21 protein-coding genes are annotated in these 25,624 nt (G+C 40.2%); 3 read left to right on the top strand and 18 right to left on the bottom strand.

Going from position 1 to position 25,624, the window contains the following annotated elements; all coding sequences use genetic code 11:
- The first annotated feature begins 54 nt into the window (after positions 1-54).
- On the top strand, positions 55-2,091 hold the full coding sequence (locus ACNKW3_RS01735; RefSeq protein ID WP_427397561.1) for a prolyl oligopeptidase family serine peptidase: 2,037 nt from the start codon (positions 55-57) through the stop codon (positions 2,089-2,091).
- 46 nt (positions 2,092-2,137) lie between these two features.
- On the opposite strand, the gene ACNKW3_RS01730 is transcribed toward ACNKW3_RS01735, so the two are convergent.
- From ACNKW3_RS01730 to ACNKW3_RS01720, 3 genes are read right to left on the bottom strand one after another with little or no spacing between them, the layout of a single operon-like run.
- On the bottom strand, positions 2,138-3,283 hold the full coding sequence (locus ACNKW3_RS01730) for a cupin domain-containing protein (protein ID WP_427397560.1): 1,146 nt from the start codon (positions 3,281-3,283) through the stop codon (positions 2,138-2,140).
- On the bottom strand, positions 3,273-4,292 hold the full coding sequence (locus tag ACNKW3_RS01725; protein ID WP_427397559.1) for a hypothetical protein: 1,020 nt from the start codon (positions 4,290-4,292) through the stop codon (positions 3,273-3,275). Before ACNKW3_RS01725 ends, ACNKW3_RS01730 begins: the two co-directional genes overlap by 11 nt.
- A gap of 10 nt (positions 4,293-4,302) precedes the next feature.
- Positions 4,303-5,748 carry a glutamate-cysteine ligase family protein gene (locus tag ACNKW3_RS01720; RefSeq protein WP_427397558.1) on the bottom strand — a complete coding sequence of 482 codons (1,446 nt, stop codon included), beginning with the start codon at positions 5,746-5,748 and terminating at the stop codon, positions 4,303-4,305.
- A gap of 291 nt (positions 5,749-6,039) precedes the next feature.
- Here ACNKW3_RS01720 and ACNKW3_RS01715 point away from each other — a divergent pair, with 291 nt between their 5' ends.
- A complete protein-coding gene (locus tag ACNKW3_RS01715; protein ID WP_427397557.1) occupies positions 6,040-7,266 on the top strand; it encodes a threonine/serine ThrE exporter family protein in 1,227 nt (408 codons plus the stop codon).
- A 61-nt stretch (positions 7,267-7,327) separates the two neighbouring features.
- Here ACNKW3_RS01715 and pckA read toward each other — a convergent pair whose 3' ends face one another.
- The 13 genes from pckA to leuS all read right to left on the bottom strand — a co-directional run bounded on the left by pckA (position 7,328) and on the right by leuS (position 21,415).
- Positions 7,328-8,938 carry a phosphoenolpyruvate carboxykinase (ATP) gene (gene pckA / locus ACNKW3_RS01710; RefSeq protein ID WP_427397556.1) on the bottom strand — a complete coding sequence of 537 codons (1,611 nt, stop codon included), beginning with the start codon at positions 8,936-8,938 and terminating at the stop codon, positions 7,328-7,330.
- Positions 8,939-9,194: 256 nt separating this feature from the next.
- Positions 9,195-10,157 (bottom strand): lipoyl synthase, encoded by a 963-nt coding sequence (lipA, locus tag ACNKW3_RS01705; RefSeq protein WP_427397555.1) that lies wholly within the window; start codon positions 10,155-10,157, stop codon positions 9,195-9,197.
- Positions 10,150-10,797 (bottom strand): lipoyl(octanoyl) transferase LipB, encoded by a 648-nt coding sequence (gene lipB / locus ACNKW3_RS01700; protein ID WP_427397554.1) that lies wholly within the window; start codon positions 10,795-10,797, stop codon positions 10,150-10,152. The genes lipA and lipB overlap by 8 nt, the downstream gene beginning before the upstream one ends.
- A gap of 16 nt (positions 10,798-10,813) precedes the next feature.
- Positions 10,814-11,077 carry a DUF493 family protein YbeD gene (gene ybeD, locus ACNKW3_RS01695; RefSeq protein ID WP_427397553.1) on the bottom strand — a complete coding sequence of 88 codons (264 nt, stop codon included), beginning with the start codon at positions 11,075-11,077 and terminating at the stop codon, positions 10,814-10,816.
- The gene (locus ACNKW3_RS01690) at positions 11,077-12,234 is read right to left on the bottom strand and encodes a serine hydrolase (RefSeq protein ID WP_427397552.1); all 1,158 of its coding nucleotides are present in this window, start codon (positions 12,232-12,234) and stop codon (positions 11,077-11,079) included. Before ACNKW3_RS01690 ends, ybeD begins: the two co-directional genes overlap by 1 nt.
- Positions 12,235-12,367: 133 nt before the next feature.
- The gene (locus tag ACNKW3_RS01685) at positions 12,368-13,279 is read right to left on the bottom strand and encodes a septal ring lytic transglycosylase RlpA family protein (protein ID WP_427397551.1); all 912 of its coding nucleotides are present in this window, start codon (positions 13,277-13,279) and stop codon (positions 12,368-12,370) included.
- 37 nt (positions 13,280-13,316) lie between these two features.
- Complete coding sequence (gene rodA, locus ACNKW3_RS01680) at positions 13,317-14,426, bottom strand: rod shape-determining protein RodA (protein WP_427397550.1); 1,110 nt, start codon at positions 14,424-14,426, stop codon at positions 13,317-13,319.
- A 2-nt stretch (positions 14,427-14,428) separates the two neighbouring features.
- Positions 14,429-16,336 (bottom strand): penicillin-binding protein 2, encoded by a 1,908-nt coding sequence (gene mrdA, locus ACNKW3_RS01675; protein WP_427397549.1) that lies wholly within the window; start codon positions 16,334-16,336, stop codon positions 14,429-14,431.
- Between the two features lies 1 nt (position 16,337).
- Entirely contained in the window at positions 16,338-16,808 is a 471-nt protein-coding gene (gene rlmH / locus ACNKW3_RS01670) for a 23S rRNA (pseudouridine(1915)-N(3))-methyltransferase RlmH (RefSeq protein ID WP_427397548.1), read from the bottom strand.
- Positions 16,809-16,836: 28 nt separating this feature from the next.
- A complete protein-coding gene (rsfS, locus tag ACNKW3_RS01665; RefSeq protein WP_427397547.1) occupies positions 16,837-17,154 on the bottom strand; it encodes a ribosome silencing factor in 318 nt (105 codons plus the stop codon).
- Between the two features lie 73 nt (positions 17,155-17,227).
- Positions 17,228-18,250: a DNA polymerase III subunit delta gene (holA, locus tag ACNKW3_RS01660; protein WP_427397546.1), complete on the bottom strand. Its 1,023-nt coding sequence runs from the start codon at positions 18,248-18,250 to the stop codon at positions 17,228-17,230.
- 6 nt (positions 18,251-18,256) lie between these two features.
- A complete protein-coding gene (lptE, locus tag ACNKW3_RS01655; RefSeq protein WP_427397545.1) occupies positions 18,257-18,790 on the bottom strand; it encodes an LPS assembly lipoprotein LptE in 534 nt (177 codons plus the stop codon).
- On the bottom strand, positions 18,791-21,415 hold the full coding sequence (gene leuS, locus ACNKW3_RS01650) for a leucine--tRNA ligase (RefSeq protein ID WP_427397544.1): 2,625 nt from the start codon (positions 21,413-21,415) through the stop codon (positions 18,791-18,793).
- Positions 21,416-21,586: 171 nt separating this feature from the next.
- On the opposite strand from leuS, the gene ACNKW3_RS01645 reads away from it, so the two are divergent.
- On the top strand, positions 21,587-23,959 hold the full coding sequence (locus ACNKW3_RS01645) for a Lon protease family protein (RefSeq protein ID WP_427397543.1): 2,373 nt from the start codon (positions 21,587-21,589) through the stop codon (positions 23,957-23,959).
- Between the two features lie 9 nt (positions 23,960-23,968).
- Here the strand turns inward: ACNKW3_RS01645 and ACNKW3_RS01640 are convergent, their stop codons facing one another.
- Together ACNKW3_RS01640 and yhbY are read right to left on the bottom strand one after the other, a co-directional pair.
- Positions 23,969-24,748 (bottom strand): 3-hydroxyacyl-CoA dehydrogenase, encoded by a 780-nt coding sequence (locus tag ACNKW3_RS01640; RefSeq protein ID WP_427397542.1) that lies wholly within the window; start codon positions 24,746-24,748, stop codon positions 23,969-23,971.
- A gap of 67 nt (positions 24,749-24,815) precedes the next feature.
- Positions 24,816-25,112 (bottom strand): ribosome assembly RNA-binding protein YhbY, encoded by a 297-nt coding sequence (gene yhbY, locus ACNKW3_RS01635; RefSeq protein WP_427397541.1) that lies wholly within the window; start codon positions 25,110-25,112, stop codon positions 24,816-24,818.
- Positions 25,113-25,624: the final 512 nt, after the last annotated feature.

Genomic DNA, 25,624 nt, shown 5'->3' with positions numbered 1-25,624 from the left:
ATATACTTGGCTTGCTATTGTATAAAAGATAATCAATAAATGGAGCAAGAGACAATGAATGGATCTCATCTTATCAAGGTCTTTTTAATTTCTTTGGCATTAATCGCCACAGTTCACAGTAAAGAAAAGTTTCAAATTGAACACCTACCTCAAGTAAAACATGTGATTGATGTAGTCGCTTCGCCGTCTGAAAATCTGCTTGCTTATACCTTATCAGAACCAAGAGATATTGTGGCTGGTGATGAAGATGGCTCTTCTGATATGCATTTGTATGTTATTAAAGGAGATCAAGCACCCATCAGATTTATTGCAGGTAAAGGTCGTATAGGCGGATTAAGTTTTGGACCCAAAAGCGAAAAAATTTACTTTACTAGCAAACGCGAAGGTGATGATACGACTTCTTTGTATGCTATTTCATTAGCTGGTGGTGAAGCAGAAAAAGTATTTTCTTATGATACTAATATTGAAGATTATGTCATTAGTGCAAATGGAGAATCTTTATATTTTGTTGCTAAAGAAAAAGAGCAAAAAAATGAGCTTAAGGACAAAGGTTTCAAAGCTTACGTATTTGAAGAAGATTTTCGTATGGCGAAACTCTGGAAGTGGAATTTTACTGATCCTGAAAGTGAAGCCGAGTCAATTTTTTCAAAGGGTGATGTATCAAGCATTACATTGTCATCGAACAACGAATTTATTGTCGCAGCTGTAGCACCTACAAACCTTATCGATGATTATTACATGCAACGTGATCTGCATGTCATTTCGTTAAAAAACCATAAAGTGTTAACCACAGTGGATATGCCCGGAAAGTTAGGCAAATTTATCGTGTCACCTGATAATAAAAAACTCGCTATGTATGCAGGTACAGACATTCACGATACCTCAACCGGCGTTCTCATGGTTGCGGATATAAAAACGGGCGCTCTAACCCAGTTGACGCAAAATGAATTGCAATACGTTATGGATATAGCGTGGAAGGATGGCGATATCCTTGCAGCTGTGCACAAAGGTGTAGAAACCGAACTGGTTCAATATAACACCAAAGGTAACATCGAAAAAACACTTCCTACTCCTGATGATATTGCCCTAGATTATCTGGCTGTGTCTAAGCAGGGTATTTACTTTCTCGCTAGCAGTGCAGCTCATCCAACCGCATTATTTGCTGTTACCAAGGACGGTGTAACTAAGTTGACCCAGCATAATACTTGGCTAGAAGACATAGAACTAGGCAAACAAACCACTTTTGAATATAAAGCCAGAGATGGAGAGATGATCCAGGGCCTGCTTATGACGCCCAATGGTAAAAAACCATCTGCCGGATGGCCGCTGATAATGATGATCCACGGAGGCCCAGAATCTCATTACAGTGATGGCTGGCTTACTGGATATTCGAATCCTGGTCATTTTGGCACAGCTCAAGGTTATGCTGTATTTTACCCTAATTACCGAGGTTCCACGGGGCGCGGCGTAGCCTTTGCTAAAGCTCATCAAAACGATTATGCAGGTAAAGAATTTAACGACATTGTGGATGGTTTGACGGCATTAGCTGAGGCGGGAATTATAGATAAGGACAGGGTAGGGATTACTGGTGGTTCCTATGGTGGCTATGCATCAATGTGGGCAGCGACCGCTCAGTCTGAATATTTTAAAGCTGCTGTAGCTTTTGTGGGCATTTCAAACCAGATATCAAAGTTTGGTACCAGCGATATTCCGAATGAAATGCATTTGGTACATTCTTTAGTATGGCCTTGGGAAAACAACAATTGGATGCGAATTTTAGAACGCTCTCCTGTGTACCATGCTGGTAAAGCCAATACCCCAATTCTGATTCTACATGGTGAAGATGATACTCGAGTGCATCCTAGTCAATCAATGGAACTGTTTCGTTCAATAAAAGTGCGCACTGACACCCCAGTGCGCTTGGTTTTTTATCCCGGAGAAGGCCATGGTAATCGCAAAGCAGCGGCAAGATACGATTATTCTTTAAGGTTGATGCGTTGGATGAATACCTACTTAGCTGAAGATGCGACGCGGGAGACTGAGAAACCGCCATTTGACCTTAATTTAGCGGAAAAATTAACAACAGATTAGTTGTAAAAAGGCGTTTAGGTTGAGCTTAAACGCCGTTTTTATCGGGTTACTGATCTTCAATATAAATATATCCCAAATTCAGCAAACCCAGTAAAAGGCTTTGCAGTGCTTCATTTTGGCAAATGATATCTTCTAGTTCAGGGTTCATGTTGAGATATCCATCGTGAATAAGATCTTGCACCAAGGACTGATGTTCAGACGCCACATCAAATGCTACGCAATTTATATAAAACCTTGATAATGTTGAATCTTCATCAGTTAAAAATATGGGTTTAACCCCTGGGCTTAAATAAAGGGATTGAGCATCATTTACACATTCCATTAAGTCCTCAAGTGTGTAATCTTCTTCATCTGTTTCTGGTAAATGACTTTGACTTATGGCTCTCATTAACACATCGTCAAAAGCCGATGAATTGATTTGCGATGTTAAGTAGGCTTTTAACTCTTGAATTTCCGCTGGTGTTACAGCATGAAATGGATGCTGACGATTGAGTAAACTCTTATTATCTTGATAGCGGGGAACTGCTAACTCACTGGCAATAGCTTGATCGGTCACTTCATGCAAGAGTTCGGTAAAGCTAGGGGCTCTAAAACCTATGGAATAATTTAGACTATCTTCGATTGTGACGCCTGAATGGGGAAATTGTGGAGGAATGTAAATAGCATCCCCCGGCAATAACACTTCATCAATAATAGGCTCAAAGTCATTCACTAAAGATAAATTTTCAGTGGGGCTAAACGGCGCATGTTCGCCTTTTGCACCTACTTTCCATCTACGTTTGCCTTTTCCCTGAATAATAAAAACATCGTATTGATCAATATGTGCTCCAACGCCGGCATTTTTTACCGAGTAGCTGATCATCACGTCATCGGTGCGCCAGGCGGGAAGAAAACTGACTAATTCAAACAGGGCTTTGACTTGGTCAATATACTTGTCGACCCCTTGCACTAACAACGTCCAATCGCCTTTACACTTGTCATCAAATGTCTCAAAGGGACCTTGGAATACTTTCCATTGCCCATTGAAGCGACGTACTATTCGGGCATCAATTTCCTCTTCTTGGGCTAACCCGGCTAAATCATGCTCATCTATTGGGTCGTTAAAGAGCTGAATAAATCCACGAATCACTAAGGGTTTTTGTTGCCAATATTCGGCTAAGAATAATTTGCTATCAAGGGGGTTAGTTTTCATCAGCACTCACTACATAAAACAAACAATCTGATACTGCTATATCTGCACGAGTGGTTACCATGAACAAACGTAATGCTCGCTTAGCTATTAATTTATTGCCGTCCAAAGAAAAAAAAGCATCTACCTGATCCTTGTTGTCCAATTTAAGCAGTTGCTCAATGGGCTTATTTACCCAGCCAAGATGAGTACCCGCTGGAGTGATGCCAAAGTTGTGTCTTTCGATGTCACTGCGCATACTAATATCAAAATCTGTGTTGTTTTCTAGGCTGTAGGTGATGCTAGCAGCATCTTTTACTTCTAAACGCCTAGGGTGTAATAAAACTTCTAAAATACTTTGATGTTTTAACGGCGATTTGGCGAGCAATATGTTTTTTAATCCCATAAATGCCGTGTCGTTAGCATCATTGTCTTGAGAGCCGCCAGCTTCAATTGTCACTATTGGACAACCAAAATCCTGTTCCATGATTGCTCCCAAGTGAATATCTGTAATTATGATGCGTTGACAGAAAAAACTGACTAAACTTAGGGACTCAGCTGACTGCTCAACTGCAACACCAAATGCAGGCCCGCTGCCTGAAGTATTGTGAATATCTACAATAGCATCTGGTTTAAACTGCGAAATCTTATCATTGATGGCGTCAGCTAATGCAATTTGCAAATCCGTTTGTTTGTGCCCCTGCGCAGATGGATTAAAACAACGATTGAGATCTTTTTTTCCGGGCAACATTCTATGCGTAAACAAGGGTTCAGTAAGCGCGGCGGTTAGAGATGCGATGACAAACCTTACCTTGTGTCTGGGAGCAAAATCGGTTTTTAACAATTGGTAGATCGCGAATAAACCCGAAGGCTCGTTTCCATGCAATAAGGTTGTAACGGCAAATGACATTCCTTGAAAATGCCCATTAAGGTCAAAATAACACGCGCTTCCAAGTCGTTTGGCAAAACCAACAAAGTCCAAATGTTTGGCAAATTCACGGACCTCTTGTTCTTTATATTCGACTAATTTCACAGGACATATACTACCATTTACTGACCGGGATATTGGCTTTCATATTGTACAAATATCGACTTAACATTTGCTGAATAGCCGCTTTTCGATCGTATTTTTGTTCTAATTTTTCTAATTGCGCGAGTTGCCAAGACGCGCCAGTTTGGCGTTTAGCTAACCGTTGCTCAATAATATCTATGTAATAATTTGCGTCTGATGGGCTAATGCCAAGACTTATCAGCCCTTCAACTGCATGGGGCAGTAAATGCATTAATATTTCACCGACAGTAAAGTCTTTTAGTTGGCTTTGTTTTAAGCTTGGCCAAAGAATTTTAGCATCTAGTCCATGTTTCGCGGCGCGATAAAAATTATATTCTGCATGTTGAAAAGGCAGTTTCACCAAATAATCATTGATATTATTTGCAAGCGCTTTGGTTAATCCAATCATCAATGCAGCGTTGGCTATCATATCGACTACCGTTGGACCTGCTGGCAACGCCCTAAACTCAATGCGCAGGTGACCATCTCCGTGATCATCATAAACCGCTCGATTCCATGACCAAACAGTACCGTGGTGCATTAGAAGTTCTTTGAAAGGACTATTTTGTTTGTCAATCACAGGTAGCACTGGTGGATAAAGCGCTACATTTTCGGCGAAAAGCTCCCAAGCACTATGACGAATCCAACCTTGACCAAAGGATACTCGCGCTGGTTGACGCCATTCAGTGAGCTCTTTCGTTCTGTTATCAATAGATTGTTTAAACAGGGCAATTCTGGTTTCTTGCCACAGCTTTTTACCCATAAACAAAGGGGAATTGGCGCCTATTGCTAAGACCAATGGCGTGACCAATTGTGCTGCGTTAAACAGGTTCGGGAAATCATCAGCAGGCACTTTATAATGGACTTGAAAAGATGTATTAGCTCCCTCTAACGTCACTTCTGCACAACTCATTCGCAGACTTTCAAACCCGTTAATATCCACATGAAAAGGTTCACTTTTGCCGGTAGAGAGCTGATGAGTCAAAGCTCGATAGCGAGGCAGATCTGTCATATGGTTGATATGCAAATGCCGTTCTTCTAACGTCGGTAAAATACCTATGGGCATGAATTGTGTTTGATGCTCTTGAGCATGATTCTCTAATTTGTCTAACTCTTGTAATAATTGAGTTTGCATTTGACTCAATGCGTCTGGTGCTGATTCGACTGGGGATAAATTAATTTCCAAATTATATTGATTTAACTCTTCTGTGAGCAGAGGGTTATTTGCGGTTTTTAAAATGTTTTGATTCGTGCATTTAGGGTTGAATTCTTCATCAAGTAGATAAAGTTCTAATTCTGCACCAAATGAAGCTGGGCCACTGGAAAAGCCTTTGGTTTCTATTTTATCCCGTAATTGATAAATCTGCTTATGAAGTCGTTGGCTAAACTCAAGAAAATCCTGTTCTGAAAAGTGATCCTTTTCAAATTGTTGACCCATAATGATATTCCAACAGTCCAGTTAAATGATCTTATTGATTTTATTCACTATATCCTTAGCGAATCGGTTTATAAACCCCTAATATGTGTTTATCGCTTTCGCTTGCGTTAAATCAACACGCGTTTATGAATAGACTGTGTTGGAATTAGTGACTAATCGATTAGAAATACTAATGAATAAGTGATAAATATTATCTGTTGTCAGCCGTAATAACATGACTATCATTGCGGCTATTAGAAATAGCGCAGATATTTTTACAGCTACATTTTTTAAAGACTATAATTGACGGGCATGGACAAAACTGAATTCACACAAATAAGACGCTTTATTGTAAAGCTGGGTAAAATGCTACATAAATATGGAACTCCAGCTTTTCGATTAGAGGCATACTTAACTGAAATTGCCAGTTATTTAGGCGTTCGTGCATCTTTTATATCAACACCTACATCATTGACTTTCGTGATATGGAGTGACCGTCATGAAGACGAATACACACATGCGGCGCGCTTAAATCCGGGAGAACAAGATCTAAATGCATTGGCCAAAACAGACGCTCTGGCTGGGAAGTTACTCAAAGGTGAAATCAATCTATCGGAAGCAGATGCTGAATTAGATCACATTGATGCACTGCCAAGCCCTTACGGTCGTGTTGTGACAGGTTTTGGTTTTGCTATCTCTACAGGTGCTTTTGCTACTTTGATGGCTGCAGGTATTCGCGAAGTACTGATATCCTCAGTGCTGGGTTTGGTGGTTTATTTGTGGACGCTATGGGCGCAAAAAAGTAAACGCGTGAATTTAATGTTAGAGCCAGTAGCTTCATTCTCAGTAGCCTTTATTGCTAGCATGCTCTCATATCATTATTTTCATGGGATAAATATTTGGTTAATTATATTATCGTCGTTGATAATTCTAGTCCCCGGACTGTCCCTCACTATGGGGCTAGCAGAGCTTTCTTCGCGTAATCTAGTATCTGGTACAGCTAGAATTATGGATGCTGCTATGCAGCTATTTAAACTATATTTTGGCGCTTTTTTGGGTATCTATTTAAGTGTTGCGCTGGTAGGTGAATTTACCGTGCAGGTTAACCAACCCATGCCGTTTTGGGTGCAGTGGCTTGGTGTCTTAGGTTTAAGCTTAGGCTTAGTAACAATTTTTCGAACTCAGGTTAGCGATATTCCTTGGGCAATATTAGCCACTATTTTGGCCTATGCTACAACCAAATGGAGTTCAGCATACCTCGAACAAGGGTTAGGTGCCTTTTTAGGAGCATTTGCCTTAGGTGTATTTGCGAATGTGTTTACCCGTATGGTCAACAAGCCTTCAACTATTATTGCAATGCATGGATTGATTGTGTTGGTTCCTGGCTCAAAAACTTATATCGGACTAAATGCTTTTATCTCTGGCCAAAACTTTGTTCAGGCTGACCACATTGGGCAAGAAACATTTTTAATCTTAATGTCTTTAGTCGCAGGGTTAATTTTTGCCAACGTGGTGGCGCCAACCAGAAAAGCCTTGTAAAAAAAGGCCACTATAGCAGTGGCCAATAATGAACAAGCTTTTTCACTAATGCGTTAACTCGTTATACCACCAGAATTTTGGGGCCAGCAGCGACCAATTCTTTTCCTTTAGTGGTGTCCGTAAACTTATCGAAGTTCTGAATGAACTTTTCAGCTAAACTTTCGGCTTTTTCATACCAAGTATCACTTTCTTCATAAGTTGCACGAGGATCTAATAATTGGCTTTGCACGTCGTGCAAAGCTTTAGGAATAGCTAAATCAAAAATAGGCAGTTGGAAACTTTCTGCATTTTCAATACTGCCATCTAGGATTGCATCTATGATGGCACGCGTCGCTTTAATTGAAATACGTTTTCCAGTGCCATTCCAACCAGTATTTACCAAATAGGCTTGTGCTCCTACCGCCTGCATGCGACTTTCGAGAACTTGCGCATATTGGGTTGGATGCAAAGATAAGAATGCTGCGCCAAAACAACTAGAGAATGTAGGTGTTGGCTCAGTTATTCCTCTTTCCGTACCTGCTAACTTAGCGGTAAAACCGCTTAAGAAGTAATATTGAGCCTGTTCTGGGGTCAATTTAGCGACAGCAGGTAAAACACCAAATGCATCTGCCGTGAGAAATATTACTTTTTTAGCATGACCAGCTTTAGATGCTGGCTTAACAATGTTCTCAATATGGTCAATAGGATAGGAGACTCGCGTATTTTCAGTAATAGAACCGTCGTCGTAATCTATCTTACCATTCTCATCAACCGCCACATTTTCTAACAGCGCATTACGTCTGATCGCGTTATAGATATCAGGCTCGTTTTCTTTTTTAAGTTTTATCGTTTTTGCGTAACATCCGCCTTCGAAATTAAACACGCCTTCATCATTCCAGCCGTGTTCATCGTCACCAATCAGGCGTCGTTTAGGATCAGTCGATAGGGTAGTTTTGCCGGTTCCGGATAGTCCAAAGAATATAGCAACATCACCTTGTTCACCAACATTTGCGCTACAGTGCATGGAGGCGATACCTTGCAAAGGAAGGTAGTAATTCATCATGGAGAACATACCTTTTTTCATTTCTCCACCGTACCAAGTGCCGCCAATCAATTGAATTTTTTCAGTTAAGTTAAAAGCAACAAAATTTTCCGAATTCAATCCATGTTTTTGCCAATCTGGATTGGTAGTTTTAGCACCATTCATAACCACGAAATCTGGTGTAAAGTTTTCCAATTCTTCCGCGCTTGGTGTTATAAACATATTGGTCACAAAATGTGCCTGCCAAGCTACTTCGGTAACAAACCTTACTGCTAAGCGGGTGGCAACGTCTGCACCACAAAAAGCATCAACCACGAACAAGCGTTTGCCGCTAAGTTGGTTGGTAACTAATTGTTTCAGGTCATTCCAAACCTCTTGTGAAATAGGTTTATTGTCGTTTTGGCCTTTATCTCCCCACCATATTGTATTTTCTGTCGTTTGGTCTTTAACAATGTATTTGTCTTTAGGGGAGCGGCCAGTAAATTTACCGGTGTGAACACAAACAGCCCCAGATTCAGTATCTACTCCTTTTTCAAAGCCAGATAAACCTAAATCCGTGGTTTCTTTGTAAAGTGTTTCGTAATCTGGATTATATACAATCTCAGCATTCGTAATAATATTGTAATCTTTCAGGGCGTCTTTCAGTTTCATTTCACTTCATTCGGCGTTAGTAGGTGGAAATTTGATGTTAGTGCTAAATGTCTTGATAAACAAGGGGTATTTGCGTTTTTAATACCAAAATCGCAAATAAAATTGCTTTTTTATAACAAAGTATGAATAGGATGTTATGAATATATTAATGTGAGATTACGAAAACGATTTCAGCTAAAATGTAATAAAATTACAAAATAAGGTTAAATAATGAACGAATATAGTAAAAAGCCATCAATTTTGATGGCTTTTTGTTTTATTTTACTTCAACCCCTTGGGCTTGTTTGTCTGCATGGTAACTTGATCTCACCATAGGGCCGCAAGCTGCATGGGTGAAGCCTATTTGTTTGGCAAATTCGCCTAAGGCATCAAATTCTGCCGGGGGAACATAACGTTTTACTGGAAAGTGAAACTTACTGGGTTGCAAGTATTGCCCTAAGGTGAGCATATCTACCTGATGGGCTCTGAGATCTTCTAACACTTTTTGCATCTCATCATTGGTTTCACCCATACCCATCATCAATCCCGATTTGGTTGGGATTTCAGGATGTTGTTGTTTAAACTTTTGCAGTAGTGTCAAAGACCACTGATAGTTAGCGCCAGGACGACACTCACGGTACAAACGTGGAATCGTTTCAAGGTTATGATTAAACACGTCAGGTAAGCCGTGTTTGAATATCTCTAAAGCTTTGTCCATTCGACCTCGAAAATCTGGCACTAATACTTCAATTTTTGTAGTGGGCGAATGTTCACGAATCGCATTAATACAATCGACAAAGTGCTGCGCACCACCGTCACGTAAATCATCTCGATCTACCGATGTGATAACAACGTAACGCAAGGCCATTTCTGCAATAGTTTTGGCTAACTTTTCAGGCTCTTCAGCACTTGGCGGTAATGGCTTACCATGAGCCACATCACAAAACGGGCATCTGCGGGTACAAATGTCTCCTAAAATCATGAAGGTAGCCGTACCATGATTGAAACATTCTGCTAAGTTAGGACAACTAGCTTCTTCACAAACGCTGTGTAATTTATTTTTTCGCAACGTGCTTTTTATATGATCAATGCGATCTGTTGAGCGAGGTAATTTGATCTTAATCCATTCAGGTTTGCGCAGCATCTGCTCTTTTTCTGTTGGGATCACAGTAACAGGTATATGTTTTACCTTGTCCTCGTCACGCAGTTTTACCCCTGCTTGTGGTCGTGAATTACTCATCAAAACCTTCTTTGAATACTAAGTTATTAATACCAAGAATCTGACAAAAATGTTTAACTACAGATTCGCCAGCTTGATCGGTGTTTTTTGGTCCCGGCACATAGTTACAATCTATCATTTGCATACCGGCATATCCACATGGATTTATTCGTTGAAAAGGCGAAAGATCCATATCAACATTAAATGCCAATCCATGAAAAGAAGCACCTTTACGAATTCTTAACCCTAATGAACAAATTTTTTTATTATCAACATAAACACCAGGTGCGTCTGGTTTAGCATTAGCCTGAGTACCAAATTCTGCTAGCGTGTTCACTATACAATTTTCCATTGCAGTTACTAACTCACGAACACCCAGTTTACGCCGTTTTACGTTAAGTAATATGTACATCATGAGTTGTCCAGGACCGTGATAGGTCACTTGACCACCTCGGTCAACTGGCACTACGGGAATATCACCAGGCGCTAACAGGTGCTCATCTTTACCTGCTTGGCCTTGGGTAAAAACGGGTTTATGTTCACATAACCAGATTTCATCAGGCGTAGTTTGGTCTCTTACGTCTGTGAAAGTCTGCATCTTATGCCAAATAGGCAGATACTCAGTTAGTCCCAATTGCCGAACATAAGTGGGTAAAGACATCTCAGACAACGCTCAATTAAAGTACTACTCGCACAATTTCAATTTTGGCCAATTCTGTGTAAATGGTTTCCATATGTTCTTTGCTGGTCACTCGTACACCAACACTAACAGCATGATAGTTACCTCTACTACTAGGTTTTATGCTAGGCGAATAATCACCTGGCGCGTGTTGTTGTAAGCATTCAACAACAAGCGAAGGTAATTCAGGTTGCGCTAGTCCCATGACCTTGAACGTTTGCATACAAGGAAAATCGAGCAATTCATCAAATCGCGTATCCATTAATCCTCCAAACCAAGTTTCAACACCATATAGTCCATAGCTTTAGACCACAGACCACCTTCTTGCACTTCTTCTAGGGTAACAAGTGGATATTCAGCTATTTGATCGCCGTCTAACTTAAGTACCAGCGTACCCACTTCTTGCCCCTTGGATAAAGGTGCCGTTAATTGTTCATTAATCTCAAAATGCGCTTTCAAGCTATTTGACTGTCCCCGTGGAATAGTAATATTAACATTTTGATTAATACCTAACTCTACGGTTTCTTTATCACCCATATAAATTCGGTGAGCGACGAAACTATCACCGGCCTTATATGGAGAGGCCGATTCAAAAAATCTAAAACCATAACGTAACAGCTTTTTATTCTCTGTTTTTCTTGATTGCTCACTATCAGTGCCCATGACAACAGAAATTAAACGCATGTCGCCTTGAGTCGCGGACGTTATTAAGGAATAACCAGCATCTGATGTGTGTCCAGTTTTAATACCGTCAACATTTAGGCTCTTGTCCCATAATAGACTATTACGGTTAAACTGCTTAATACCGTTATAGCTGAATTCTTTTTGGCTGTAATAGGTATACATGTCAGGTAACTCAGCAATTAACGCGCGAGATAAAATTCCCATGTCGCGAGGTGAGGTGTAGTGGTCAGGATCATGTAAACCATGAGAGTTGACGAAATGACTTTGTGTCATGCCTAGATTGGCCGCATGGGCATTCATCATGCTAGCAAATGCAGACTCTGAACCTGCAACATGTTCAGCTATTGCCACACAAGCATCGTTACCAGATTGCACTATGATACCTTGCAATAACTCATTTACGGTTACTTGAGTGCCCACTTCAATAAACATTTTAGATGAGTCTGGAAAGTTCTTTGCCCATGCATTTTCCGAGATTGTAACTTTATCAGTAAGACTGATATTGCCAGCTTGTATCTCTTTACCAACCACATACACAGTCATAATTTTGGTCAAACTTGCAGGATGCAATTGTTGTTCGGCATTCTTAGATGCGATGATGTGACCATTGCTGTGGTCAATGAGCAAGAAACCACTAGCATCTACTGCGGGAGCAGGGGGGATAACAATGGATGCTTGTGCAAGCATACTAACGACCATAGCGGTCACAAGCGTAAGGTATTTAACGTAGCGCATTTTTTATCATTAACCTTTTTGTATTATTTTTTAATTTCGCATAATGCGGCGTATTCTACATGATTGTGAGGCATATCTCACCCTTGAATATGGCATTCTATATTCATTTTGGAGCCAAGATTGCTGATAAGTACTATTGGGGCGTTAATTCCACTGTGAAGGCATTTTCAAACCCAATATTACTCAAATGTTGGATTACTTTTTTGGCACTTTGTTCATTTTCAAGAGGGCCTACTTGTAATTTATAGATATTTTCAAGTTTAGGGATGTGGGTAGGTAACTGTAATAAGTTAGCTAAACCACGCGCTAAATCCTGTGCTTTATTTGCATCTGTTAGCGCTAGGACCTGCACAAATAGTTGAGGTAACTTGATATCGTCTGTAACTGACTCAGTAATCGTCTCTTCGACGTTAACGTCTGCTGGGCTTAAGGTTGGCGCTTGGTTTTTCGCGACAAGTGTATCTTGAGGTTGCTTACCAATAGTCACTAAACCGCTTTCATCTACATGAATGACTTCAATTTTAACCTTAGCAACCCCTTTATTACGAAAGCCTAACTTTTTAGCCGCCGCGTAAGACAAATCAATAATTCTTTGATCATGAAAAGGTCCACGGTCATTGACTCTCACAATTACAGTATTGTTATTTTCAGTGTTAGTGACCCTTACATAGGAAGGTAATGGCAGTGTCGTATGAGCTGCAGTCAACTGAAACATGTCAAAGGTTTCACCATTGGCAGTTTTGTGACCGTGAAACTTTTGTCCATACCATGACGCGTACCCTTCTTGTTCAAAACCTTTTCCAGTCATGAGGGGCGTATAGTATCTGTTGTTAACTTTATAAGGTCGACTTGTCCATACGTTATAAGGTTCAAACACAGGATTAGGTTCCACATAGTCCAGATCTCCATATTCAAAAGTAGGAGCTGAATCTTGTTTTTGACTATAGCGACTTGTATTGGACGTCGAAGAACAAGCCACAATGCCTTGTGTTAGAAAAACTATTAGCGCAAGAGACAGGTATACATTTTTATTGTTTTTCATCATGTGTATCCTGATTTTTATTTTTAAACGATTAAGGTATTTACCTCGATAACAATCGTTGTTGGGTACTGATAGACATTAATATGCCAAATCCCGCAAGGAGTGTCACCATTGACGTTCCTCCATAGCTTATCAGAGGTAGGGGAACTCCTACAACAGGTAGTAGTCCAGATACCATTCCCATATTCACAAAAACATACACAAAAAACGTTAGAGTGATACTGCCGGCCAATAATTTACTAAAGGGATCTTGAGCTCGACTGGCAATGTACAAGCCTCTAAAAATAATAAATAAGTACATTATTAGTAGCCCAATCACACCGATTAGTCCAAATTCTTCGCTAAATACTGCGAAAATAAAATCCGTGTGGCGTTCAGGTAAAAATTCTAATTGAGATTGTGTTCCCTGTAACCAACCCTTGCCGTCTAATCCACCGCTACCAATCGCAATTTTAGATTGAATGATGTGGTATCCGGAACCTAAGGGATCACTTTCAGGATCTAAAAATGTGGTCACCCTTTGTTTTTGGTAATCTTTCATTAAGAAGAACCACATGATAGGGGTGAAGGCGCCACCTAAACCGGCGATTACTGTGATTAGCTTCCATGATAATCCGGCGAGGAATAAAACAAATATTCCAGAACTAGCGATCAATAATGAGGTACCTAAGTCTGGTTGTTTTGCAATTAATATGGTTGGAATAAACACCAAACCAAAACCAATTAAAATTGTACTGAATTTCGGGGGCAGGCTTCTACGACTAACATACGCAGCCAACATCAAAGGTACAGCTAGTTTCATAATTTCCGACGGCTGAAAGCGAACAAACCCTAAATCAAGCCATCTTTGCGCTCCTTTACCCATATCACCAAATAAAAGCACGCCTACTAACATGAAGACACCTATGCCATATGCATATACTGAAATACGGCGTAAAAATAAGGTAGGTACTTGAGCTAACGCAAACATAACAGTGAGTGCCAAGCCAAGTCGTATAAGCTGTCTGTAGACCAAGTCCATTTCTTGCCCACCTGATGAATATATGGTCAATAGACCCACAAACATCAAACTTAATAAGCAGAAAAGCAAAAACGCATCTATGTGTAGCCGTTCAAGATAAGTTGCTTTGTTGGTTTTTAATTCAGTCATGACTATTGGCTATTTACAGCAGTATTGGGTGAATTGGCCGACTGAGCAATAACCCCTTGTTGTTGCTCAAAGTAAAAATCCATCAAGCTTCTAGCGACTGGCGCTGCATTTGAACTTCCGCCGCCTGCATTCTCGATGGCAATAGCGATGCTAAATTCAGGTTTGTCATAGGGTGCATATCCAATATACATGGCGTTATCTCTTAGATACAAAGAGACATTTTCTTCTTCGTACTCTTCATCTTGGCCAACAGAGAATAATTGAGCTGTACCCGTTTTACCCGCAGAAATGTAGTCTGTATTTCTAAATGCGTTTCTTGCTGTTCCATGTTTGCGATTAACAGTGCCATAGAGTGAGTCTAATACTATGTCCCAATTCTCAGGTTTATGTACTTCAACAGCGCGGGTTGACTTTATGGGTTGCTCAACTAGTTGATTTTCTTGTAGCACCCCGCGTAACAGTTGGGGGTTATGACGCATGCCTCGGTTAATTAAAATGTTAAGCGACTGCACGAGTTGAAGAGGCGTCACATTCCAGAAGCTTTGTCCTATGCCAACAGGGATGGTATCACCAATATACCAAGGTTCGTTATGACGGGCGCGCTTCCATCCTCTAGAGGGCATCAGCGCTGCTGATTCTTCATTCAAATCGATGCCAGAAAATTGACCAAAACCGAATTTAGTCATACCTTCGTGAATATTATCTATGCCCAATTTATAGGCGAGGTCGTAGAAAAACACATCACAACTAACCTCAACCGACTTGGTGACGTCAACTACTCCATGACCACCTTTTTTCCAATCTCGCCAGACATGGTCAACATTACGCAAACGGTAAGTGCCGTAATCTCGAATGGTTGAATCTTTATCAATGATGCCTTTTTCCAAGCCGAGTAAGGCTAAATGAGGTTTTATTGTCGAAGCAGGCGGATATCTGCCTTGAGTCGCTCTATTTAATAAAGGACTTGCCCGCGAGTTTATCAACTTTGAATATTCTTTTTGGCTGATGCCATCGACGAACAAGTTTGGATCGTAACTTGGATTGCTGTACAAGGCCAAGATACTGCCTGTCCTAGGATCTGAAATGACGATAGCGCCACGTTTCCCTTCAAGTTGTTCTTGTACTTTTTGTTGTAGTTTAATATCTACGTTTAAGACAAGATCTTGTCCGGGAATTGGCGGTTGAAAATCTAAAACACGAATAATTCGACCTTGATTATTCACTTCAACTTGTTGATATCCCACTTGTCCATGCAGCATTGTTTCGTAATATTTTTCAATGCCTTGTTTACCGATGTCGTGTGTATCTGCGTAATTGGCTGCTTGATCCGTGGCTTCTAAATGCTCTAGATCTCGTTTGTTGATGCGAGAAACATAACCTAATAAATGGGTAAGAGAATCTTCAAAGGGGTAATGTCTAGAAAGCCTTGCTTCAATGCTTACACCGGGGAATTTATGCTGATTAGCTGAAAAAAGAGCCACATCTTGATGGCTTAAGTGTTTTCTTAATGCAACAGGTTTGAACCGGCGCAGTTTTTTGCGTTCGGAATGAAATTCTTGTATTTCCTCTTCACTAAGATTCATTAGGCTTGCTAAGTCATTTATCGTAGCTTCTAAATCATCTACCTGTTCAGTGATCACTTCTAAACTAAATACCGGTCTGTTTTCGGCTAAAATAACGCCGTTTCGATCGTAAATTAACCCTCTGTTTGGCGCTACAGGAAGTAGCTTAATTCGATTGCCGTTTGAGCGTGTTTGATAGTCTTCAAACTGATTAATTTGCAAATTGTAGAGATTGAGTAAAATCAATCCCATAAAAAAGACAACAAATAGACCTGAAATAAAGGCTCGGCGAGCAAATAAATTTGCTTCTGCAGAATGGTCTCTTATGGTTTGTCGTTTAGGCGCCATATTACTCTCTATGGTAAGGGTGGTTTTGAGTGACTGACCATGCACGATAAAGTGCTTCTGTGACCATTACTCTTACCATAGGATGGGGAAGTGTTAGGTTTGATAAGGACCACCATGATTCTGCTGCATCCTTACATTGCTGGGAGAGACCTTCTGGCCCACCAATAAGCAAACTCAAATTGCGACCATCCATTTTCCACGCATCTAATTTTTTCGCTAGGGTCGGCGTATCCCACTGTTTGCCTTTAACTTCTAAGGCAATAACACGATTTCCTTTGGGGATCGCGTCTAAGCATTTAGCGCCCTCAGCATCAATGAGATTTTGTAAGTTAGCGGTTTTACTTCTTTTGCCTAAAGCGATTTCAGTGAAATACATATGACAGTCGTTCGGAAAACGTTTTAAATACTCGTTGGTGCCTTGGACGACCCAATCAGGCATTTTGTTCCCTACAGCGACTACTTGAATTTGCATAATGGATTATATTGTCCCTAAACAGGAGTTATTGCCAAAGTTTTTCCAATTGATAAAAGTCTCTGGTTTCATCTTGCATGATATGCGCAACCACATTGCCTAAGTCAACTAACACCCACTCGCCAGTATCTTTGCCTTCAACTGACAGGGGAGAGTGTTCAGTGTGCTTGCATTCAACAATAAGGTTGTCTGCAATTGATGAAACATGGCGTTTTGAATTACCAGAACATATGACTAATGTATCGGTAACACTGGACTTTCCACTGACATCAATAACGATGATGTCGCGGGCTTTCATGTCTTCCAGTTTATCAACGACAAATTGGGTAAATTCTTTTGGGTTCAATATTTATCCTTTATAAGTAAAAAATTAAAGGGGAAGCCCTTTCTAAATTCAGATTAACCGATTCATAAAATCATCACAACAACTCTAGCGATGACAGGTTTACCGGTAGGAATAAAAGCATTAGATGTGCCAAAATCACAAAAGGTTTAGGCGGTGTTTGAGATTTTAACAAAACATCAGCTTGTTGCAGGTGTTTTTGCATTAGCATTAACGCATTTTCATCTAATCTGTTTAATGCCGCTGAATACAACCCTTGACGGCTAGGCCAAATTTTTAATTTGGCAAACTGTATCTTACCGGTAGCCGCTTGTTGTTTACAATCCAGTAAGCGTTGATTTTCATTAATCAAATTCCACAGGATTGCATTAGGTTCTACACCTTCGCTTTCCAATTGCTGCAGAATTTTTAAAGCTTTATCAATATTCCCTAGCAAAACTTCATCAACCAGTTGGAATACCGTAAATTTTGACTGCTCAACTAATGCGTCCAAAATCATTTTTTCAGTCAAGGTTTGGTTCGCATAGGCTAAAGATAGTTTATCTAATTCCTGTTTCGTTGCTAACAGATTGCCTTCACTCATTTCTGCTATGATGCTGGCCTCGTTAGGACCAAGTTGCAAGGATAATTGTTGAGCATACTGCCTGATCCAGGCATTAAGTTGATTGTCTTTTAATTGATAACAGGGACAAAACCAACTTTGCGTACTCAGTTGTTTAAACCACTTGCTGTTCTTAACATCTTGACCAATTTGTGGACCATGTATAAGCAGAAAAACATCCTCGGATGCAGATTCACTGTATTCTATTAGTGCTTTAGATCCAGTTGTGCCAGGTTTGCCTGTGGGTAATTCCAATTCAATGTACTGACGATCAGCGAACAAAGACATGGTTTGCGCTGTTTCGGCAAGTTGATGCCAGTTAAAATCGCTATCTGCGGTAAATTTGTGGCGCTCCGTATAGCCTTGCTCAACGGCTTGTTTACGTAAGGCATCCATAACATCAAGTTTTTGTTGAGGCTCGTCACCAAATAGCAAGAATATCGGAGGAAGAGCTTCAGACTGTATCTTTTGCAGACTTGATTGCACATTCAATTGCATAAGTGCTTATTCTTCCGCGGGTAAAGAGGTGGCATACTGACTTGAAAGCAAACGAATCATCCTATCAGCAGTTTCATTGCGCATTTCTTGCATCACCTCTTCCAGCTCGCGAGTCTTAGCCAAAATTCTATTTGGGTCTTCTTGATATTCACGGGCAACAGTAACGCTGTGATTGATAATTTGTTTATCAGGGAACTGCACTTGATAATCTATGGTATATAAAAGCTCATATTCCGCTACTTGACCGTTGCTGAACATAGATAACAACCTACGCTCCAACTGTTCTGGCTGCAAAGTGATTTGTACAAGGCTACCCTGAACAAAAGACATTGTCATTGCCTGTTCCATAGAATACCCATTTAACTGATATACAGGTAGTCGTTCACTTAAAGTGCGTGAAATAGGTGCATATTGCAAAGGACTTTTAATTATAACAGTCGTCAGTTGCTCAGGAAGGGCTTGAGAACCACGTAAGGTGAATCCACAAGCGCTTAAACTTAGTGAGATGACGACTATTAAAATTGCTTTCAAGCTAGTCATTTAATTGGCCACTATGTTAACCAGTTTACCTGGCACTACAATAACTTTTCTCAAGGCTTTGCCTTCGATAAAACTCTGCACATTCTCTTGAGTCGTGGCTAATTTTTCTAAATCTTCTTTGCTTATATCAGCTGGAACCGTAATTTTTGCCCGCACTTTACCATTTACTTGAACAACGATGAGTTTTTCATCGTCAACTAACGCTGATTTGTCTAGTTCAGGCCAGTCACAGGTCTGTAAATTTTCGCTGTTACCTAATAATTCCCACATTTCTTCACAAATATGCGGAGTTACAGGGTTTAGCATTTGTACCAAAACGGTTAATCCTTGTTGATAAAGCACTTTATCTTGAGCATCGCTAACTTCATATTTACTTAATGCATTCAATAATTCCATCATACGCGCGATGGCTGTATTAAACGTCTGACGTCGACCTATGTCATCAGTCACTTTTTCAATAGCAGAATGAATTTCTTTTCGCAACAGCTTTTGTGCTTTGGTTAAACTTTTCACGTCTAATTGAGCTGACGTTAATCCCTGAGAAACATGCTCATTAACCAAACGCCACAAACGTCTTAAGAAGCGGTTAGCACCTTCAACACCAGACTCAATCCATTCTAGGTCTTGCTCCGGCGGCGCAGCGAACATGGTATAAAGTCTGATAGTGTCAGCGCCGTAAATATCGATCATTGATTGAGGGTCGATACCATTATTTTTTGATTTCGACATTTTTATCATGCCGGCATATTCTACCGCCTGACCCGTTTCTTTCACCCAAGCTTTTTCGATGCGACCTTTGTCATCACGTTCTACTTCAACATCATTAGGGGCAAACCAGACTTCTTTGCCATCATCCGCTTTAGCACTAAATGCATTAGCTAAAACCATGCCCTGACATAATAGTCTTTCGAAAGGTTCATCACTGGCAACTAACCCTTGGTCTCGCATCAGTTTATGGAAGAAGCGAGCGTACAATAAGTGCAAAGTGGCGTGTTCAATACCCCCCACATATTGATCTACGGGTAGCCAATAATTTGCTTCACTGGGATCTAACATGGCATCCGAAGGTGATGAAGCATATCTTGCGTAGTACCATGAAGATTCCATAAAGGTATCAAAGGTATCGGTTTCTCTCAAAACAGGCTTGCCGTCATAAGTGGTTTTAGCCCACTCTTTATCCGCTTTGATAGGTGAGGTGACCCCATCCATGACTACATCTTCAGGTAATAAGACGGGTAAATCTTCACTTTTTACCGGATATGAATGACCTAATTCATCATTCACTATTGGAATAGGAGCTCCCCAATATCGTTGTCTAGAAACACCCCAATCGCGTAATCTAAAGTTGACAGTTTTTTCACCTTTGCCCATTTGCTGTAAAGCTTCAGCAATAGCGTCGAAGCCCTCTTGAAATGGTAAGCCAGAAAAATCTCCTGAATTAATTAGCGTATTTTTTTCCGTATATGCAGCTTTCGCTATGTCACAGTCTTCACCTTCTTTCGGTGCGACTACCTGTACAATAGGAAGATTATACTTAGTTGCAAATTCCCAATCTCTTTGGTCATGAGCTGGTACCGACATAACGGCACCAGAACCATAATCCATCAACACGAAATTAGCCGTCCAAACAGACAATTTATCCCCAGTCAACGGATGAATAACGTCTATATTAAGTGGCATACCTTCTTTTTCCATGGTTGCCAACTCTTCTTCAGACGTCTTTGTTTGCTTACATTTTTCAATAAAGGCCTGTAATTCAGGTGAGTTTTCGGCCAAGGCTAAAGTAATAGGATGTTGCGGCGCGATTGCCACATAGGTGGCGCCGAATAAAGTGTCAGGACGCGTAGTGTAAACTTCTAACTCTTCATAACCGGCAATTTCATTTGCTAAAGAGAAACGCAGATTGACGCCTTCAGAACGTCCAATCCAATTCTTTTGTGCAAGTTTTACTTGTGAAGGCCATTGTTCTAATTTTTCTAAATCATTCAATAACTCTTCTGCATAGTCTGTAATTTTAACAAACCATTGAGGAATCTCTTTACGTTCAACTGTGGCACCGGAACGCCAACCTTTTCCATCAATAACTTGTTCATTAGCCAGCACAGTTTGGTCAACAGGATCCCAGTTTACAGTGGCATTCTTCTTATACACCATGCCGTTTTCAAACAACTTGGTGAAAAACCATTGTTCCCAGCGATAGTAGTCAGGTTTACAGGTTGCCAACTCACGTCGCCAATCATAACCAAAACCTAAAGCCGTTAGTTGACCGCGCATGTGATCGATATTTTTCATGGTCCAACTAGCAGGCGCTGTCTTATTTGCAATGGCAGCATTTTCAGCCGGAAGTCCAAACGCATCCCAACCTATAGGTTGTAATACATTTTTCCCCTGCATTCGTTGAAAACGGCTAATTACATCTCCAATGGTATAGTTTCGGACGTGCCCCATGTGTAGTCGTCCACTAGGGTAAGGGAACATACTTAGGCAATAGAATTTTTCTTTGTCACTTTCTATATCTGCATTATAAACGCCGTTTTCTTCCCAGCGTTTTTGCATTTTGGCTTCAATCGTTTGAGGATCGTAATTATTCGTTTCTGAAGGGTTTGACACCTGAGTATTGGACATCTTTTATTGTTACTCTGCAAATAATGTTGAACATTAGCCCTATAGAATAACTTGTTAGCTGGCCCAGAAACAATCATTTTGCACTGTTTTTACCCATATATTAAAAATTAATATAAACTTGTCGCTTAAATTACCCCTTCACCACTGTTTTTTTGGATGTAAAACATAAATATGACCGAATTTCGTTTATCAGTAGAACAGCTTGCGCCAAGCATAATAATCACGGATGTAGATGAACAAAAATCATCCAGCGCCTCGTTAATTGGCCAAGAACGAGCGAAACAAGCCATTGCTTTTGGATTAGGGGTAGATGCACCTGGCTACAATATCTATGTGATGGGTGAACCTGCAACAGGTCGTTACACCTTAATTAACGATTACATCAGTCAACAACTGAATCATGATAAAGAAATCTTTGATTGGTGCTATTTAAACAACTATGAGAACGAGCGACAACCCGTTGTATTGAAACTAAGGGCAGGGGATAGTCATGGTCTAGTGAAAGATTTTATGGCGTTGGTGGACGAAGTGTTGGCAACCTTTCCTGTGGCCTTTGAAAACCCAGGCTATCAACGTAAAAAAGCTGCGATAACTCGCCATTACGAACAAAAATATGATCAAGCTATAGACGATGTTGAAGCGTTAGCGCTAAATAACAATGTTGCTTTGATTGAAGATGGTAACAGTATAAGTTTTTCACCTTTAGTTGATGGAAAACCCGTTTCAGACAGCGAATTTACGTCATTTCCTGATGATCAACGTAAGCATTATTATGAGTTAATTGATCGTTTAGAAAATGCTCTGACCGAAGCGCTATTAGAATTGCCTAGTTGGCAGCGAGAGAGCACAGATAAAAGTAAGCAACTGAAAAAAGATGTCACAGAACAAGCGATACGCCCTTTAATCAAAGAGTTGCAACGAAAATATGCTGATAACATTCAGATCCAGCGTTTTATCTCTTCGATGAAAAAGCATCTGATAGAGACAATTGTTGAAAATCTCGGAGAAACCGAAAAAGACGGTAAAATGGACGAATATGATCATAAAGAAATGTTGGTCCAACTCTATGTTCCAAATGTGTTAGTTGCGCATACAGTAAATCAAAAAACGCCATTGATTTATGAACCTAATCCGACCTATCAAAACTTGTTTGGAAAAATTGAATACACCAGTATTCAAGGTAGCGTGTTTACCAATTATCGAATGATTACCGCTGGCGCTTTACACAAGGCTAACGGCGGTTATTTGGTAGTGGATGCAGATAAATTATTGGGTCACAAGCATGTTTGGGATGCGCTTAAACTGGCGTTAAAATTCGGTGAAATCAAATTGGATTTACAGCAATATGAGCCTGGAATGGTGAATTCAATGACGTTAACACCTGAGCCCATGGGGCTTAGCGTCAAATTGATTTTATTAGGCTCAAGATCCTTATATTACGCCCTACAAGACTATGATCATGAATTTCCCGAACTCTGTAGAGTGTTGGTAGATTTTGATGATGATATTGATTTAACCCCAGATACCCAAGCACAGTTCGTTCACCGAATAAAAAAACAAGTTAACGCCATTGGGTTAAATGATATTGAAGAGCAAGCGCTTATCAGTCTGGTTAAGTACAGCATGCGGACCTCTGAGCACCAGCAGCGCATTAATGCAAAATTTGCCGAAATTATAGAATTGCTAAGCGAAATAAAATTTTTCTGCGAAAAAGAAAAAAGTAAAAATATTCAAGTTACCCACGTACAACAAGCGCTAGCCGCAAAGAAATTTCGCACTGGTCGTGTAGCGGATCAATTTCTTCAGGATATCCATCAGGGACACGTGTTGATCAGTACTGAAGGGAAAGCCGAAGGTACCTTAAATGGTCTCACCGTATTAGATATAGGTGATTCTTCTTTTGGTACTCCCGCGAGAATCACTGCCAGCGTTTACGCTGGGGCAAATGGCATAGTTGATATCGAAAGAGAAGTCGAATTAGGCCAATCCATCCATTCAAAAGGCGTTATGTTGCTTGCAGGGTATTTGGGTAATAAATATGCTCAGAAATTTCCTTTAACATTGTCGGCGAATATCGCCCTAGAGCAATCCTATGGCTACATTGATGGCGACAGTGCGTCTTTAGCTGAACTACTCTGCCTGATTTCTGCATTAACAAATATAAAATTAGATCAAGGCATAGCTGTTACTGGCAGTATCAATCAGTTAGGTGAGGTACAAGCGGTGGGCGGCCTAAATGAAAAAATAGAAGGATTTTTTCAACTTTGCCAGTCCCGAGGATTAACTGGAAAACAAGGCGTCATCATTCCCGCTTCTAATATTGTAAATCTAGTGTTGGATGAAGAAATTCTAACTGCAGTAGCGGAAGGTAATTTTCATGTATATGCAGTGAAAACGGTCGATCAAGCACTAGAGATAATTACCGGCAAAAAAGCCGGTAAACTCAATAGTAAAGGAAATTACCCACGTAACAGCATCAATGAAATGGCTGTCAGAAAATTGAAAGCCATTTTCGATATAGTGAATGGTTCTGAAGACGACTAAATTTATTGCTTACTTGGGCGGCATTCTTAAGCCGCCATCGAGGCGAATTGTTTCACCATTTAAGTAATTGTTTTGTGCAATATGTAACACTAATCGGCCAAACTCTGATGGATAGCCTAAACGTTTAGGGTTTTGGACATTAGCGGTGAGTCCCTGCTGCACATTTTCAGGCATTGCTAACAGCATAGGCGTACCCATTATCCCGGGTGCTACAGTGTTAACACGAATCCCTAGTGGCGCTAAATCTCGCGCCATGGGCAAGGTAAGTCCCGCTATTCCACCTTTACTAGCTGCGTATGCCGTTTGACCAATCTGCCCCTCAAATGCCGCCACAGAAGCAGTATTGATAATACAGCCTCGTTGACCATCATGATCTGGTTGATTGCTTGCCATTAATGCTGCAGCTTCTTTTGCAACACAAAACGAACCTACCAAGTTTATATTAATGACTTTACTAAAATCAGCTAACGCGTAAGCTTGGTTTTCTTTATTTAAAGTGCGCTTAGCGGGCGCTATTCCTGCGCAATTAACACATAATCTAAGATTCGCAAATGCGTCAGGTAAGTTCGTTAGCGCAGATTGCACTTGTGCTTCATTGGTAACATCAACTTGATAGAAGAGTATATTATTGGCGCCAAAGGATTGTTCAAGTTCGTTTTTTGCGTCTAGGTTAAGGTCAAACACAATTACTTTGTAATTGTATTGGATTAAAACTTCAACGGTAGCTCTACCTAAACCAGAGCTTCCACCAGTGACTAGTGCGCTTACATTGACTGTTTTTTCTGTCATATTTTAAATCCTGAGAATCTACAGTTTTAGTTGTAAGTGCAACTATATAGATAGCGGGAATATTTTTCTAGGCTTTAGGTAGGCTTATCTTCTGATCTTCACTTGGTTTGTATATAACCAATATATGGCCGATAGTTTGAATTTTTTCACTACTGGTTTCCGCTACTATTGCATCTATGATCAAGGCTTTTTCTTCTCGATCGTCAGTGGGAATTTTAACTTTTATCAGCTCGTGATGTGACAATGCATTTTCTATTTCTGCGAGTACACCTTCTGTCAAACCGTTACCACCAAGCTGTACCACTGGCTTTAGATTATGGGCGAGTCCTTTTAAATATTGTTTTTGTTTATTAGTTAAATGCATTATTTCACTATTTTATGTTGTTGTTACTTGAAAAACGTTATTCTACCTATACTTTATGCACAATGCATCTAGCGAATTAAGCGAATAACGAAAAAGAATTATTTTGCCAGTGACAAGTGATGGTTAATACCAATGTTGCACTGAAAAAGTGAGCGGTAGTGGTACAGTTATTGCGTAAGGTAGTGTATGAAAGGTTGTCTGACGACTTCTTGTCAGGCCTCGATTTTTCGCAAGGTAACTTTGGTAACGAAATTGTTTTAAACAGGTTATTGGACAAAATTGGCGGGAACAACGTAGTTATTATATTGTCTGAGATAGCAAGTGTTACGAGTGACGATTAATAGGTGCATCAGGCAATGTTTATGGTTAATGTGAGTTAGCATTGGTTTAAGTACTGATCAGTACTTAAACCAAATGGAAATTTTGTAATAAAAGGTTTCCATGGTGAAGGGATTTATGAGTTCTTTCGAGAAATAAAGTCCGCATTTACTAGTGTAAAGACCAGAACACTG

Source organism: Glaciecola sp. 1036 (genome assembly GCF_050306235.1).
Classification (GTDB): Bacteria; Pseudomonadota; Gammaproteobacteria; order Enterobacterales; family Alteromonadaceae; genus Glaciecola.
The sequence above is the reverse complement of the archived record's forward strand: the minus strand, read 5'-3'. Positions and strand labels throughout refer to the sequence as shown.

What these genes read in the sequence shown, in the direction of transcription:
- ACNKW3_RS01735 (WP_427397561.1), top strand. Translation starts at nt 55, where the DNA reads ATGAATGGATCTCATCTTATCAAGGTCTTTTTAATTTCTTTGGCATTA.
- ACNKW3_RS01730 (WP_427397560.1), bottom strand. Translation starts at nt 3,283, where the DNA reads ATGAAAACTAACCCCCTTGATAGCAAATTATTCTTAGCCGAATATTGG.
- ACNKW3_RS01720 (WP_427397558.1), bottom strand. Translation starts at nt 5,748, where the DNA reads ATGGGTCAACAATTTGAAAAGGATCACTTTTCAGAACAGGATTTTCTT.
- ACNKW3_RS01715 (WP_427397557.1), top strand. Translation starts at nt 6,040, where the DNA reads ATGGACAAAACTGAATTCACACAAATAAGACGCTTTATTGTAAAGCTG.
- pckA (WP_427397556.1), bottom strand. Translation starts at nt 8,938, where the DNA reads ATGAAACTGAAAGACGCCCTGAAAGATTACAATATTATTACGAATGCT.
- lipA (WP_427397555.1), bottom strand. Translation starts at nt 10,157, where the DNA reads ATGAGTAATTCACGACCACAAGCAGGGGTAAAACTGCGTGACGAGGAC.
- lipB (WP_427397554.1), bottom strand. Translation starts at nt 10,797, where the DNA reads ATGTCTTTACCCACTTATGTTCGGCAATTGGGACTAACTGAGTATCTG.
- ybeD (WP_427397553.1), bottom strand. Translation starts at nt 11,077, where the DNA reads ATGGATACGCGATTTGATGAATTGCTCGATTTTCCTTGTATGCAAACG.
- ACNKW3_RS01690 (WP_427397552.1), bottom strand. Translation starts at nt 12,234, where the DNA reads ATGCGCTACGTTAAATACCTTACGCTTGTGACCGCTATGGTCGTTAGT.
- ACNKW3_RS01685 (WP_427397551.1), bottom strand. Translation starts at nt 13,279, where the DNA reads ATGATGAAAAACAATAAAAATGTATACCTGTCTCTTGCGCTAATAGTT.
- rodA (WP_427397550.1), bottom strand. Translation starts at nt 14,426, where the DNA reads ATGACTGAATTAAAAACCAACAAAGCAACTTATCTTGAACGGCTACAC.
- mrdA (WP_427397549.1), bottom strand. Translation starts at nt 16,336, where the DNA reads ATGGCGCCTAAACGACAAACCATAAGAGACCATTCTGCAGAAGCAAAT.
- rlmH (WP_427397548.1), bottom strand. Translation starts at nt 16,808, where the DNA reads ATGCAAATTCAAGTAGTCGCTGTAGGGAACAAAATGCCTGATTGGGTC.
- holA (WP_427397546.1), bottom strand. Translation starts at nt 18,250, where the DNA reads ATGCAATTGAATGTGCAATCAAGTCTGCAAAAGATACAGTCTGAAGCT.
- lptE (WP_427397545.1), bottom strand. Translation starts at nt 18,790, where the DNA reads ATGACTAGCTTGAAAGCAATTTTAATAGTCGTCATCTCACTAAGTTTA.
- leuS (WP_427397544.1), bottom strand. Translation starts at nt 21,415, where the DNA reads ATGTCCAATACTCAGGTGTCAAACCCTTCAGAAACGAATAATTACGAT.
- ACNKW3_RS01645 (WP_427397543.1), top strand. Translation starts at nt 21,587, where the DNA reads ATGACCGAATTTCGTTTATCAGTAGAACAGCTTGCGCCAAGCATAATA.
- ACNKW3_RS01640 (WP_427397542.1), bottom strand. Translation starts at nt 24,748, where the DNA reads ATGACAGAAAAAACAGTCAATGTAAGCGCACTAGTCACTGGTGGAAGC.
- yhbY (WP_427397541.1), bottom strand. Translation starts at nt 25,112, where the DNA reads ATGCATTTAACTAATAAACAAAAACAATATTTAAAAGGACTCGCCCAT.